This is a genomic window from uncultured Rhodoblastus sp. (genome assembly GCF_903903185.1).
In the GTDB taxonomy this organism is placed as follows: Bacteria; Pseudomonadota; Alphaproteobacteria; order Rhizobiales; family Beijerinckiaceae; genus Rhodoblastus.
The window spans coordinates 70560-83020 of sequence record NZ_CAIUXT010000120.1; the positions used below are offsets into that span (position 1 = coordinate 70560).

Here is a 12461-nt window from a genome sequence, read left to right on the forward strand (position 1 = left end):
CCCCGCCTGGGCCTATAAGCTGCGAGACCTTGAAGTTATCATCCGGCTGCTCCGGTTTCCCGTCCTCTGGCACTTATGACATAGGCGAACAGGTCAGGGACGAGACGAGAAAATGGCCCGAGCCTGAAATCGACCTCTTGAACGAGAATTTGCAAGAGGAGTTTCGAAAGGTTTGATCCTAGGCGGCAACTATCCAGAGAATTTTCTCAAAAGCTGCTGCGTTCGTCGGAGAGTTGGCCCTCCTTCACCTTTTTGGAAATACGGCCGGCTCGATCTGCGGACGCCGTCATGTTCGTTTTTTCGCGCAGCGCGAGGTAGTTCGCGATCATTGTCCGTTCATCGGCCGTCGTCCATGCCGCAGGGTCCGGTTTGCCGGATGAGGCGATGCACTTCACGATCGCCTGCGACAACGTGCCGGGCACATGGCCGGGACGATTCACGTGCTCGTCGAGGAGGTGGGCGACGCCGACCTGCGAGGTCACATAAGCCGACACCGGTCTGTTCAATTTCGGAATCGGCCTTTTGTAGAACGCGTCGATCCGGGCGATGGCCAGTTGCGCCTGTGCGCGCCGCACGTCCGGATGGTGCGCCGCGCGCCAGAAACGATAAGCCCAGATGTTCTTGCGCATAGCCAACTTGCTGGATGGATTGTCCAGCATCTTGCCGTTGAGGCTGATGAAGCCCGTTGAGAGGCCGGCCGTCTTCAGCGCCGGGACATCGAGCCCGTACTTGCCGAAAAGCTCCGCGAAGGTCGCCGGCGTCTGGCGCTTGACGATGCTCAGCAGGTTGGCCAGTTCGCCGGCCGCCGAATCGGCGCCGAGCGTCCATTGGTAGACGCCGCATGACAGGAACGCATTGTCGTAAGTGTTGATCGCTTCGATATTCCCTTCGTTTTCCGACACCGCGCACATGACCGCGACAACGCTCGGCTTCAATCCGGGAAACGCGGCCGGATCCTGCTGGAAGAAGGCCGCGAGGCCGGTCCGCCCATATTGAACCAGCCCGGCCTTGTAGAGAATGCCAAACTCAACGCCTCCCGGCCCGAGCACCTTCTTGCCATTCGTCGCGATGTCGCTTTCTTTGGCCTCGGGAGGAATCTTCGGCGTTTCGACGACGGCTTCGAGGCCGGCCCCGGTTTGATTCTCGGACGAAATCGACCCGACGACGCGACGCGCGAGCACTCCCGTGACGCCTTCGTGTTCGACGACGACCCAAATGGAGACGCGACCAAGGATGCAAACGGCATCGCCACGCTTCAGCGTGCGGAGCGTGACGCCGCCCGGTCCGTCGAGGAGAGTCGCCGATTTTGTAATCACGCGAGCGGTTTGCATGCACGTCTCCTCTTGCCGATAGCCGTTCGGGCGGCGCGATCGTCAGAACGTCTACGCCAAGCGATGCGCATGCCAGCGATCGCGTTGCAGGTCTCCCCGGTTCGGTCCCGCCCCTTGACGATCATTCTTGCGATCAACGCGTTGCAGCGGGTTCTTTTCTTCCGAACCCGCGTCGCGCCGAATTGGCGTTCTCGACCCGCTCACGGGCCGTTCGCATCGTCGTTGTCCTTCGCATCGACGTGCACGGTCCGCGGCGCAACAATCCCGCTCGCCAGCGACGCGGCGCCAAGGACGATGCTCGCCAGATCGCCGTCGTAGGGAACGAACTTCGTGGCTCCGACGCCTTCCACCGCATAGGCCCATACCGGGAACAGCAGCGTCGCCATCGTCGCGTTGAGTCCCCATGCGTCTCCCGGCCTGCTCAAACGCCACAGGTAAATCGGCGTGAAAAGCCAGGCGAGAAGGAAAACGACAAAGCCGATCGAAGCGACCTCAATCCCCGCCATCGTCGGCGGCGTCGCATGCATCGATTGCTTCAATATCGAATTCGCGAAGATGAAAAAGGCGACGATCTCGGCGGGGACGTATTTGGCGACGCGATCCAGATAGGTATCGCCCTGATCTGCAAGCGTCTTCTGCGCCGGCGGCGGCTCATTGCCTTCGGTCGACTCGAGGCCCTCTCCTCCAGCTTGAACATTTTTCGTTATAATGAGTGGTCTGACCAAACGGCCCATGTCCAGAGCGCTCCAATAAAGACCGATCAATAAATATGTCCCATGATGCGTCTCGCGGTTTAGCCCCGTCAAGAGTTAAGGGTGTCTCAGCGTCGAATTCGAGCGCCTCGGGTGTTCGAGAACGCAGCGGCATGCTGAAACGAGCCGCTTCGACAAAGAGCAGATGTCGATACGCGCGAAGACGTCATTCGCGCCGGTGTGGCTTGCGCAACTCGCCTGTGAAGCCGATAACGCCGCAGCGTTTGCGAAGGACCGGGGACTTGTCCTGCCGCCGAGCGGAGCCATCGCAGCGCGGCCCGATCCGCCGCTTCCGATCGCAAAAGCCGTCGCGGTGGTCGCGGTCGAGAGCGGTTGCGTTTCGTCGCGTTCGCCGGCGCGGACCCTTGTGCTTGCGGACTGGATCGCGGATTTCGACATCGCGCCTCGCGCCGCCTCAACCGAAGGATTGCGGATACGATCGAACATCCCGACACGAGCGCGCCGCAAGTCCAGGCCGCACGCCCGTGGTTCAGCCGACCTGCGCCGGCAGACCTGATGCTCGACATGTTTCCGGACGAAATCGGGGCACAGCTTCAGGACAGCTAAATCGCCGCCCTGAAGTGAGGGTCGCGCGTCGACGCAATCAGGGCTTAAGCAAATAGACCGAAGCCTTGGCCTGCCAGCCCCGGGAAGTCCAGGGTCTTTCGTCGGGTCCGACGCCGCCGTGCGACTCCAGCGTCTTCCCGTTGTGTATCAGGACGACATGGCCAATGCCCTCCGACGAATCCGACGGGCTGAGGAAGGCGATACGAACGGCGCCGTCCGGAGCCGAGCCCGTCGCGCGATTGACCTGCTTGAAATCGCGCGACTCGATCCATTCGTGCTGCACGACGGAGCCGTCGGGAAAACTGTTGCCGAGGTTGGTGGAGCGCCGGATCGCTTCTCGCACGAAGCCGCTGCAGTCGACCGCCTTGAAATCGACGCCCGGCGCTCCGTTGAACGGCGCCTTTGCGCCGAGCCCATATTTGACGCGCGGATGGGCATTCATGCAGGCGACGAGAAAATTGTGCGCCTTGCCGATGTCGATCTGCAATTGCGCGGGATGGCCGAGGTCTTCGAACGCCTCAACCCCCGGCGGGACGTCGCCAGAACCGTCGCTGCCGAAATTGGCGCGCTGCAATGCCTCTGCATTCAGTTCCACCGGCGCCTGAGGCGCGCCAGGGTCCAGGTCTTCGATCCCGCCGAGATTATTCGTATCGACCATCGACGCCTCCCATGCTGCTGAAATCAGATTCCCCGTCATCCCCGGCGGCGTTTCGCGATCCCGGTCACAAGCAATGCACTGCCTTTGCAGGGGCGGAGCAAGGGCCCGGCCCGTTTCGCAGTTCGCCGTCGCGGTTTTCCGTTGTGAGCCGACTACCGGCTCATGCCCCCCGGCTTCTGCCCGGGGCGCCTATTCGCTGCTTGAAAAAAATGAATTCCGAAATCTATAATGGCTTCGTTTACGCCGTCTGGCAATATGTGTTGACTCAAGGGAAAGCCCCATGGCCGGTTCAATCGAAAACGGCAAGGCCTCGCGCATCGTTACAATGAATTCCTTGCCGGACCTCGCGAAGTCAGGTCTCGAAGCGGCGCAGTCGAGCGACGAGCGCGAGACGGCGGAACGTTATCAGACGGCGGTCGAAAAGCTGCAGCAGGAAGCCGACAAGGCTGGAAGCAGCGGCGTTTTTGTCGCGGTCGAAGACCGCGACGCGTCTCTCGTCCAGAGCGCGGTCGCGCAGGCGGCGGCAGGGCATTCGCCGCTCGCCGCCGGCGGACTCGAAGCGCAATTCGGCGATGGGCCGACCGGCGGCGACGTTTGGGGCTGGATCAAGAGTCTGTGGGATCACGTCCCGGCCAGTGCGCGGCATGCGATCGTACGACCGCCGGACACGAAGGCCGGAGCGTTTCCCGATAAGGGCGCCATCGCCATCCTGGGAGACTGGGGAACGAATCTCTACGGCGCGCCGGTTTCCGCTGCATCGATCAGCAAGACGGGCGGCTATGAGATGGCGCTGCACCTCGGCGACATCTATTATTCGGGCACGCCCGAAGAGACGAAGCAGCGCTTCCTCGATGTCTGGCCGGGCGACGCCGCGCAGGTCAGCCGCGCGATCAACGGCAATCACGAGATGTACTCGGGCGGTTACGCCTATTTCGATCAAATCCTGCCGGCCTTCAGCCAGGCTTCGAGCTATTTCGCGGTTCAAAACGAGCACTGGCTGCTCGTCGGGCTCGACACCGCATGCACGGACTGCGCGCTCGACGCCGAACAGGTGCGATGGCTGGAGACGGTGTTGGGCGCGCGCGGCGATCGCAAAACGATCCTGTTCTCCCATCACCAGCCGTTCTCCCGGCTGGAATCGAAACAGAACCCCGCGATTGGGAAAGCGCTCGCGGGACTGTTCGCGAAAAAGGCGATCACGGCCTGGTATTGGGGTCACGAACATGCGTGCGTGCTCTACGACCGGCACCCGACCTTCGATTTCCTCGGCCGCTGTGTCGGCCATGGCGGCATTCCGGCGCCCAGGAAGGGCGAAGTCACCAGCGCGCCGATCGACTCCCGTCCCGACGGCGTCACCTGGCGGCGCCTCGACTCTTCGGCGGATGCGCCGCAATGCCTCGTGCTCGACGGACGCAATCCCTACGTCAAGGGCGAAGAGGACAAGTTCGGCCCGCATGGCTATCTGACGCTCGCGTTCGACGGGCCGAAGCTGGTCGAACGCATTCACCTGCCGGATGGAACGGAGATTTTCAGCGGCCCCGTGCCTTGATCGCCTGACCCGCACGTTTTTTTGAAGGACGCCTCGATGGACTGGGACAAGAAGATCGATTCTAGCGCCGTGTCGCATTCCCTCTTTCTGGTTCGCGGAAAGAGCGCGCGGGATGCGTCCGGACTGGAAGGCATCGAAGAAGCCGCTCCTCTCGTTCTCTCGGATGAGGAGCGGATCGAACGCCTCGAAGCGGCGCTCGCGGCGGAACGCGAATCCAATCCCGGCCAGGACAGGGCTGCGCAAGACTCGAGGATCGTCGCGAGCGCGCGACAGGCGCTCGCGAAATCCGGTCAGGGAGAGCCGCTGCAGAATTTCACGGTTGGCGACAACGTCGGCCTCGAGTCGGTGATTCTCACCGACGGCACGCGCCCGAGCCTGTTCATCCAGGAAGGCTTCGTCGACGTCGACGGGGCGGACATCGGCGACTGGGGCATGGGCCTCTCGCGTTTTGAGCCGCAGATCCGCAAGGTCGTCGCGTCGGTGGGGCGGATCGATATTCCGCAACAGCCCTGGTTCGAAGGCACCTGCTTCGTCGTCGCGGAGGGGCTCGTCTTGACCAACCGCCACGTGCTCGAGACGATCGCCGCTCCGAACGAAGCGGGCGGCTGGATCCTGAAATGGCCCGACCAGACGACGGTCAATTTCTCGGGCGAGTTCGAGTCGGCCCATGCGACCAAGTTCAGGATCGTCGGAGTCGCCTTCGCGGGTCCGGACGCGATCAACAGGACGGTCGACTTCACGCATCTCGACATTGCGATTCTCAAGGTCGACCCAGGCAGCGATCCCGGGAATGTCTTTCCCCCGGCCGTCACTTTCGAGAAGGATTCGGCCCTGCCGAAGCGCGATCGCAATCTCTACGTGCTCGGATTTCCCGGCCAGCCTTACGTCTGGCGGCTGCCCGGCGCGCCCGGTCCGGGAAGCGAAACCGCGCAGGTCATCGCCGACACGTTCAAGAGCCGGTTCGGCTACAAGCGCCTCGCGCCGGGCGCCCTTGTGGCCGGCCCGGGGGAGGTCCTGAACGACGCGAAGAAATGGATCCTCGCGCATGACGCGTCAACGCTCGGCGGCAATTCGGGATCCTGCGTCGTCGACTTGGGCGTCGACGGTTTCCGCATTCTGGGGTTGCACTTTGCCGGCGCGAGCCGGCAGCAGAACTGGGCTCATGTCATGGGCGCGATCAAGGACCAACTCGCCGCCTGTTCGGCGACGTTCGTCGCCTGAGCGCAGGAAGAACCCATGCCCAACCAAGCGCCCCCGGTCGCTTTGATCCGCCGCGGCAGGACGTTCGACCCGCGTATTCTGTCCCCCTTTTGCAAAGCAAGGGAATCACACCCGAGGCTTGAACCGAAGGGGTTGCTCAGCAGCCTATCAGCGCACGATGATAGCGCGTAATTCAATCTTAAATTTCCACGTGCTGCGGAAGTTCATCCGCATAAGCGCCTGAGCCGAAGGCCGATGCCTGCTGTTTTTTCAGTTGGGCTTCGAAGCCCAAGGCAACGTCTCTCGCTGCGAGTCCGGTGGCAAAAAATTTGCCAAGGTTAGCTTGTGGTAACGCTGCGGGGGTAACACCGGCATTGAATTGGCCAATAACTGAGTAAGCATCACTATTATTGTCGGCTTTACCATTGTTTTCGTTACCAACCGGGACCAACGCAACATCAAGGCTGTTCAACGCTCTCTACTGAGGCGCAGATGCAACAGTTTTAAGGTCTTTGATGCGAAAAGGGGGCGGACGATTCCTCTGGGCGAAAAAGTCTGAATCTATGTGAGGCGACCGAATCAATCGGAGGTCGCCTTGAAGTCTCTTCAGCCGTTTCTCGCGCTACTCGCCACAATCCCCAGGGCTGTTCAATGCTCTAAACTGCGAGGCTGAGGGGCGTTTTTCGGGTGATGCAATTTTTTGCTTTCCCCGACGAAAAGTCTCTGAATCCATGGGGAGCAACCTGATTCGGAGGTTGCTCCGTGACGCCACCCACGGATCTTGTATTCTGCCGCGCCGCGATCCCGTACCGCCGCCGCGCGAAAGGCAAAATGTATAGTCAGGTCGGCGTGAGCCTGTTCTCGATCCTTGTGCAGTGACTCATTCGGATGGTTCGGGGATTTGGCCGAGCTTTTCGAAGATCGAGGCGGCCGAAGCGGTCCAGACGAACGGCTTTGAATTTTTATTGCGCGCCTTGATGTAGCGCTTGATGGCTTCTTCCAGACCGGCGACGGATGTGAAGACGCCGCGCCGGATTTTGCGGCGGGCGATGGTCGAGAAAAATTCTTCGACCGCGTTGAGCCACGACGCCGATGTCGGTGTGAAATGGAACGTCCATCGCGGATGTTCGGCCAGTCACGCCAGGACATCGGGATGCTTGTGGGTGGCGCAGTTGTCGGCGATGGCGTGGATGACTTTTGCGGCTGGCGCGGTCCGCTCGACGGCGTTGCGGAAGCGAATGAATTCCTGATGCCGATGCTGCTTCATGCAGCGCCCGAGGACGGTTCCATCCAGGATATTGAGGGCGGCAAAGAGCGTTGTCGCGCCGGCGCGCTTTTAGTCATGTGTCATTGTTCGGCATTTGCCCGGCTTGAGAGGCAAGCCCGGTCGAGGGCGGTCGAGCGCCTGAATTTGGCTTTTTTCATCTATGGAGACGACAACGGCGTTAGCGGGCGGATCCATGGAAAGGCCGACGACGTCTTCGAGCTTCTCGGCAAATTTGGGATCGCTGGAGCGTTTGAACGCGCGCAGGCGATGCGGCTGAAGGCGATGAGCGTCCCACCGGCGCTGGATGGCGCGAAGCGAGATGTTGAATTCCTTGGCCATTGCCCGTCCGGTCCAGTGGGCGCCCGCGCCAGGCGTTCGGAGCAGGTCAACTCCTGAACCTTCGCCGCGGTCCTGGCTGACAGCGGGGCCTTGCCGGGTTTGCGCGTCTTGTAGCGCAAGAGCCCATCGACGCCTTGCTCGCCCTATCGTTGCTGCCAGCGCCACACCGCGGGGCGGCTCAGGCCAGCTTGGCGCGCCACTTCAACGACCGGCAGACGCTCGGCGGACGACAAGATGATCGTCGCTCGCTGGACATGCTTCAGCGGACGGTTTCGGTCGCCGAAGATTGCGAGCAATCGCTCGCGAACTTCGGCAAGGGCAATGACATTGACGGTGGGGGTCATGCAGCGAGATTCGCACGTCCCGCGCCAAAAATCTTATGAATGGGTCAGTGCACCAGCGATGCTAAGTGGGGCGCGTTCCCAACGGCAAATCCACGCCTTGATCGATCAGAGGCTTGCGCGCCTGATTGCGGCTTTCCTTGGCGCCGCGCTTCGGCGGGCTCCGGCCTATCCGTCGGTGCGCGGCATCCTTAGACAACTCGATCGGGCCGGACCGGAGCAAGCGTTTCGCCTACACGCGACCGGGAACAACACAGCCTCGCAGCTCGGCGCGGCCTTGTTCGGGGCGCCTTCCCGGCGCTCGCCGGCGGCGATCCCGCGTTTGGTGTCGGGATCGAGGAATACTTCGTCCCAGCGCTGCTCAATGAGCCAGTCGCTCAGCGACACAAAATAATCATTGTCCTAGCTTGAACGGCTCAATAATAGGATGGTGAAAACTCTATGTTGCTTTATTTTTTAAACCATATCAAGATGCGACGGGTGGCTCTTGGAGTTGGTTCGGTTGCGATGCGATCGGTCGCACGACGAAGACGCCAGTTCAGCTTGCGCCAGATTGGCGGAGCCAACCAAAAGGACCGGAACAGGAAGACCGCACAAAGAGGAGAGAGCGCATAATGGCGAAGTGTCCTTTTGCAAAGCAAATGAAAATCAGCGGCTCCTCCGGAACGTTCACAAGTGGCCCGTTCAAGATCGTTCATCACACGACCGAGGGCGGCACGGCGGAAGGCGCCTTCGACGCTTTCAGGCAGCATAAATCCGATCCGCACTTCACGGTCGACGCAACGACGATCTTCCAGCACATCGACACTGGCGAAGCGGGGCGCGCGCTGCGGAACGCGCCGGGGGGCGTCCAGACCAACCGCGATTCCGCCATCCAGATCGAGGTCGTGGGTTTCGCCCACAGGCCGAAGACCAGACCGACGCTTGAAAACGTGCGCCGGCTTTGCCGCTGGATCGAAAAACAGCATGGCGTCCCGAGGGTTTGGCCGAACGGGCCGCCAAAACCGGCTGTCAACGGTCAGGACCCCGGCGGCCACAATCGCGACGCCGCCACGTGGGACAAGAAAGGCGGCCACTACGGCCACAGCAATGTACCCGAGAACACGCACTGGGACCCCGGCTATACGCAGACTGAGGTCGACTTCCTGATGCTGGCGGACGCCAACGAGAGTCTCGAAAGCATTGAGTTCGATTCGATAATTCTCGAGGATCCAGGCCTCGCCGACGACGTTTCCCGCATGCCGGATCACGGCGACCCCAACCCGGCGACGCCGCTGGAAACGCCGCGTCCGGCCCGCAAGCCGCGCGCCCGCAAGCCCGCGGCGAAATCCAGGAAGGGGAGCGCCGCCGCCGCGGAGCCATCTTGACGCGGTTGGAGGACCATCGCGTCCCAGGCCGCGAAAAGGTAAACGCGTTGGTCGCCTCCCCCTTTGGGCAGGCGCCGCCATGGGTGTTTTGATGTATGCCCTTTTATTGCCATCGCATTGCGGTTCGGGTAGCGAGGCCCCCCGCGCGCCGGACCAGCGGTCCGAGGCGAGCTTCGCTGCGCAAGTGGCTGGCCCCGGGGTCTTGAGGGGCGCTATTGGCAATGCGGCGATCGCCCATGCTCTAAAGCGGCAAATCCGATGATCGACGAACCACTCTCCCTCGTTTTCACCGGCCATATGGTCGATCTTCCCGGACGTTCGCCGCCGCGTTTTCCGCCCGAGCGCGTTGACGCCGCGCGTGTCGAGATCGAACGCCGCATCGCGCGCCAGACGGAAGGCAGGAGCACAAGCAGCGTCAACGGATTCGCGAGCCTCGCGCGCGGCGGCGATATTCTGTTCCACGAGATCTGCCGAAGTTTCGGCTTCGACACCATCGTCGTTTTGCCATACTCACCGGATCTCTTTCTGAAAACCTCGGTCGAAGGCGCCGAAGGCGGCGACTGGCCGCAGCGATTCAAAAAACTCTGGGATGCGACGCCGCCCGCGCGCCGCCATGATCTCGGGCTCCCGAAAACAGACGAGGCCTACGCCGTCTGCAACACGCGCATTCTTGATCTCGCCAGGCGACATGGCGAGGCGCAGCTGATCATTGTCTGGGACAGGCGCGCTGGCGATGGCCCGGGCGGAACCGCGGATTTTGTCGAACGGGCGAGCGCCAACTCCAGGAACCATCCCGATATCATCGACCCGAGACAATTATCATAGTGGAGCCATGATGGAGGAAACGCCATGAGCGATCAGGATGCGGACCAGGAAGAGATTGTGGCTCGTGCGCGCGAGGCGCTGAAAAAGCTTGCGGGTATGATCGACAAGCCCGATCTCGACGCTTTTCGTGAGCTGGTGGAGCAACTCCGCAATAAACGCCAGTACGAACTGATGGGGCAGCTTGCCGAAGCCATCAGCCGCCGTGACCCCAAGGATGCGAAGAATCGGCGGCTCTACGCGCAATATCTGATCGAGATGGGCAAACCCACTGCTGCGATCGATGTGCTTACGCCTCTGGCGCGCCGACTGCCTCCGGAACATCCGGAGCACGCGGAGGCGTTCGGATTGCTCGGACGCGCTTACAAGCTGATTTTCTTCGACGCGGCCAACAAGAGCGCCGGCTATGCGCGGGACGCGCTCAAGAATGCGGTGGCTTCTTACCGGCGCCCGTTCGAGGAGGATCCGGCCCGCAACAGCTGGCACGGCGTAAACCTGCTCGCGCTGCTCGTCCGCATGCGCCGGCTGGGCATCCGGGGCGCCCCGGATTTGCAGCCGCAGGCCCTTGCGACGCGATTGATCCATGACCTCCAGGCAACGGCTGTCGAAAACAGAAACGACTGGTTTCTGGCGACCCTCGCCGAAGCGTCCCTCGGCCTCGACGACTGGATCAGCACCGAAAGCTATTTACGGGATTGCCTGGTAGCGCCGACGACTCATGATTTCCATGTAGCCAGCATGCTGCGCCAGTTTACGGAGGTCTGGGATATCGAAGCGCAAGGGGAGCGGGGCAAGGCGCTGGTCGGCGCGCTGCGGGCGCGGCTGCTGCAACTCTCGGGCGGGCGGCTCGATGTCACGCCGGATGACCTCCGCCGGATGCGCGACCAGCCCAAGCCGGATGCGCGAAGCCTTGAGGCGCTGCTCGGAGAGCACGGGCCTCAGACCTGGAGATGGTGGAGAACCGGTCAGGACCGGGCGCAAAGCGTCGCCATGATCCGGCATCGCATGGGGAACGCAAAGGGCACCGGGTTCCTCGTGCGGGCCGGCGAACTTGGCGTCCGGCCGGAGGACGCGCACCCCGACGAGATCCTGCTGCTGACGAATTTCCATGTCGTCAATGCTAACGGAGCAATTGGGCTCAAGCCCGAAGACGCGGTGGCCGTTTTTGAATTGCAACCCGACCATCGCGAATATGAGGTCGAGAGCATCGTGTGGAGCTCTGAGATCGAACGCCACGACGCGAGTCTGCTGCGGCTGAAAGGCGGCGTAGGTCAATTGCCGCCGATGCCGCTTGCGCCGGAATTGCCGCGCATCGAGAAAAACGCACTGGTTTATATTATTGGCCACCCGGCTGGACGGAGTCTTTCCTTCTCGTTCCAGAACAATGAATTGCTCGACCACGAAGGTCCACAGGATGGCAAACCCCAGATCCCGGGGGTCTGGCGGGTCCATTACCGCGCGCCCACTGAACCGGGAAGCTCCGGCAGTCCGGTTTTTGACGCCGACTCGTGGAAGGTCATTGCCCTGCACCATTCCGGGAAAAAGGCCGACATGCCAAAACTGAACGGAGTCGCGGACGTCTACGCCGCAAACGAAGGGATCGCAATTCAGTCGATAAGAAAGGCGATCCGCGAGGCGACACCAGCGTAGATTATTGGTTCCATTTCTGGCTAATACCATCGGCCCTTGAAAACGACCGATGTTATCCGCTCCGACTGGAGCGGAGCCGGCTGACGCCGGCGGGGCACCTTTGCTTCTGACGAGTCGGAAGAAAATGCCTATGGTATTATCGATCCAACAATCTAATCAAGGCGGTCGCTCCCGGATGCGTACGTCGAAACCGACGCGACATGGATTCGTGGGCAAAAACGCCGAAAGCCGCCCTGGAGGGGCGGCTTCTGGTTACGACTTGGCATCGCAAGTTGAGATGGTTGCGGGGACAGGATTTGAACCTGTGACCTTCAGGTTATGAGCCTGACGAGCTACCGGGCTGCTCCACCCCGCGTCAGGGTGTTTTGCGTTCTGTGTGGTTTTTTGTTTGTTTTTTTTGTGGTTTTGGAACGCGCATGGTCACGGCGACATTGGATCGAGCATCGCCGTGACCGTTGGTATGTTTTGTGAGGAGGGATGCTTGTCTTTGGCAGGCCTGGCGGCGACCTACTCTCCCAGGTCTTGAGACATAGTACCATTGGCGCTGAAGCGTTTGACGGCCGAGTTCGGGATGGGATCGGGTCTGGCCACTTCGCAAGAGCCACCAGGCCGGCGAAA

11 protein-coding genes, 1 tRNA gene, 1 rRNA gene and 1 pseudogene are annotated in these 12461 nt (G+C 61.5%); 7 read left to right on the forward strand and 7 right to left on the reverse strand.

Translation table 11 applies throughout. The features are described from left to right. Positions 1-206 precede the first annotated feature (206 nt). Together QZY01_RS11095 and QZY01_RS11100 are read right to left on the reverse strand one after the other, a co-directional pair. The gene (locus QZY01_RS11095; protein WP_294537049.1) at positions 207-1331 is read right to left on the reverse strand and encodes a hypothetical protein; all 1125 of its coding nucleotides are present in this window, start codon (positions 1329-1331) and stop codon (positions 207-209) included. A 200-nt stretch (positions 1332-1531) separates the two neighbouring features. Beyond that, positions 1532-1858, reverse strand: a complete 327-nt coding sequence (locus QZY01_RS11100) for a hypothetical protein (protein ID WP_294537052.1) — start codon at positions 1856-1858, stop codon at positions 1532-1534. Between QZY01_RS11100 and QZY01_RS11105 the strand changes: the two genes are divergently transcribed. Beyond that, the gene (locus tag QZY01_RS11105; RefSeq protein ID WP_294537054.1) at positions 1853-2098 is read left to right on the forward strand and encodes a hypothetical protein; all 246 of its coding nucleotides are present in this window, start codon (positions 1853-1855) and stop codon (positions 2096-2098) included. The two genes, QZY01_RS11100 and QZY01_RS11105, sit on opposite strands and share 6 nt — an antisense overlap. 130 nt (positions 2099-2228) lie before the next feature. Then, positions 2229-2600: a hypothetical protein gene (locus QZY01_RS11110; RefSeq protein WP_294537057.1), complete on the forward strand. Its 372-nt coding sequence runs from the start codon at positions 2229-2231 to the stop codon at positions 2598-2600. An 87-nt stretch (positions 2601-2687) separates the two neighbouring features. Here QZY01_RS11110 and QZY01_RS11115 read toward each other — a convergent pair whose 3' ends face one another. Continuing rightward, a complete protein-coding gene (locus tag QZY01_RS11115; RefSeq protein WP_294537059.1) occupies positions 2688-3308 on the reverse strand; it encodes a hypothetical protein in 621 nt (206 codons plus the stop codon). A gap of 280 nt (positions 3309-3588) precedes the next feature. On the opposite strand from QZY01_RS11115, the gene QZY01_RS11120 reads away from it, so the two are divergent. Both QZY01_RS11120 and QZY01_RS11125 read left to right on the forward strand, forming a co-directional pair. Then, positions 3589-4857, forward strand: a complete 1269-nt coding sequence (locus QZY01_RS11120; RefSeq protein ID WP_294537062.1) for a metallophosphoesterase — start codon at positions 3589-3591, stop codon at positions 4855-4857. Positions 4858-4893: 36 nt separating this feature from the next. After that, positions 4894-6078, forward strand: coding sequence for a serine protease (locus QZY01_RS11125; protein ID WP_294537064.1), 1185 nt, complete (start codon positions 4894-4896; stop codon positions 6076-6078). Between the two features lie 178 nt (positions 6079-6256). Here QZY01_RS11125 and QZY01_RS11130 read toward each other — a convergent pair whose 3' ends face one another. Further along, positions 6257-6529: a hypothetical protein gene (locus tag QZY01_RS11130; protein ID WP_294537067.1), complete on the reverse strand. Its 273-nt coding sequence runs from the start codon at positions 6527-6529 to the stop codon at positions 6257-6259. Positions 6530-6937: 408 nt separating this feature from the next. Continuing rightward, a pseudogene (locus QZY01_RS11135) lies at positions 6938-8007 on the reverse strand (IS630 family transposase). A gap of 611 nt (positions 8008-8618) precedes the next feature. Between QZY01_RS11135 and QZY01_RS11140 the strand changes: the two are divergent. The 3 genes from QZY01_RS11140 (at position 8619) to QZY01_RS11150 (ending at position 11843) form a co-directional block, all read left to right on the forward strand. Continuing rightward, the gene (locus QZY01_RS11140; protein ID WP_294537070.1) at positions 8619-9371 is read left to right on the forward strand and encodes an N-acetylmuramoyl-L-alanine amidase; all 753 of its coding nucleotides are present in this window, start codon (positions 8619-8621) and stop codon (positions 9369-9371) included. Positions 9372-9629: 258 nt separating this feature from the next. Next, the gene (locus QZY01_RS11145) at positions 9630-10196 is read left to right on the forward strand and encodes a hypothetical protein (protein ID WP_294537073.1); all 567 of its coding nucleotides are present in this window, start codon (positions 9630-9632) and stop codon (positions 10194-10196) included. Between the two features lie 24 nt (positions 10197-10220). Then, positions 10221-11843 (forward strand): TRAFs-binding domain-containing protein, encoded by a 1623-nt coding sequence (locus tag QZY01_RS11150; protein ID WP_294537075.1) that lies wholly within the window; start codon positions 10221-10223, stop codon positions 11841-11843. 278 nt (positions 11844-12121) lie between these two features. On the opposite strand, the gene QZY01_RS11155 is transcribed toward QZY01_RS11150, so the two are convergent. Both QZY01_RS11155 and rrf read right to left on the reverse strand, forming a co-directional pair. Continuing rightward, positions 12122-12198, reverse strand: a tRNA-Met gene (locus QZY01_RS11155). Between the two features lie 139 nt (positions 12199-12337). Beyond that, positions 12338-12452, reverse strand: a 5S ribosomal RNA gene (gene rrf / locus QZY01_RS11160). Between the last annotated feature and the right edge of the window lie 9 nt (positions 12453-12461).

What these genes read in the sequence shown, in the direction of transcription:
- QZY01_RS11095 (WP_294537049.1), bottom strand. Translation starts at nt 1,331, where the DNA reads ATGCAAACCGCTCGCGTGATTACAAAATCGGCGACTCTCCTCGACGGA.
- QZY01_RS11105 (WP_294537054.1), top strand. Translation starts at nt 1,853, where the DNA reads ATGCATCGATTGCTTCAATATCGAATTCGCGAAGATGAAAAAGGCGAC.
- QZY01_RS11100 (WP_294537052.1), bottom strand. Translation starts at nt 1,858, where the DNA reads ATGCATGCGACGCCGCCGACGATGGCGGGGATTGAGGTCGCTTCGATC.
- QZY01_RS11110 (WP_294537057.1), top strand. Translation starts at nt 2,229, where the DNA reads ATGTCGATACGCGCGAAGACGTCATTCGCGCCGGTGTGGCTTGCGCAA.
- QZY01_RS11115 (WP_294537059.1), bottom strand. Translation starts at nt 3,308, where the DNA reads ATGGTCGATACGAATAATCTCGGCGGGATCGAAGACCTGGACCCTGGC.
- QZY01_RS11120 (WP_294537062.1), top strand. Translation starts at nt 3,589, where the DNA reads ATGGCCGGTTCAATCGAAAACGGCAAGGCCTCGCGCATCGTTACAATG.
- QZY01_RS11125 (WP_294537064.1), top strand. Translation starts at nt 4,894, where the DNA reads ATGGACTGGGACAAGAAGATCGATTCTAGCGCCGTGTCGCATTCCCTC.
- QZY01_RS11140 (WP_294537070.1), top strand. Translation starts at nt 8,619, where the DNA reads ATGGCGAAGTGTCCTTTTGCAAAGCAAATGAAAATCAGCGGCTCCTCC.
- QZY01_RS11145 (WP_294537073.1), top strand. Translation starts at nt 9,630, where the DNA reads ATGATCGACGAACCACTCTCCCTCGTTTTCACCGGCCATATGGTCGAT.
- QZY01_RS11150 (WP_294537075.1), top strand. Translation starts at nt 10,221, where the DNA reads ATGAGCGATCAGGATGCGGACCAGGAAGAGATTGTGGCTCGTGCGCGC.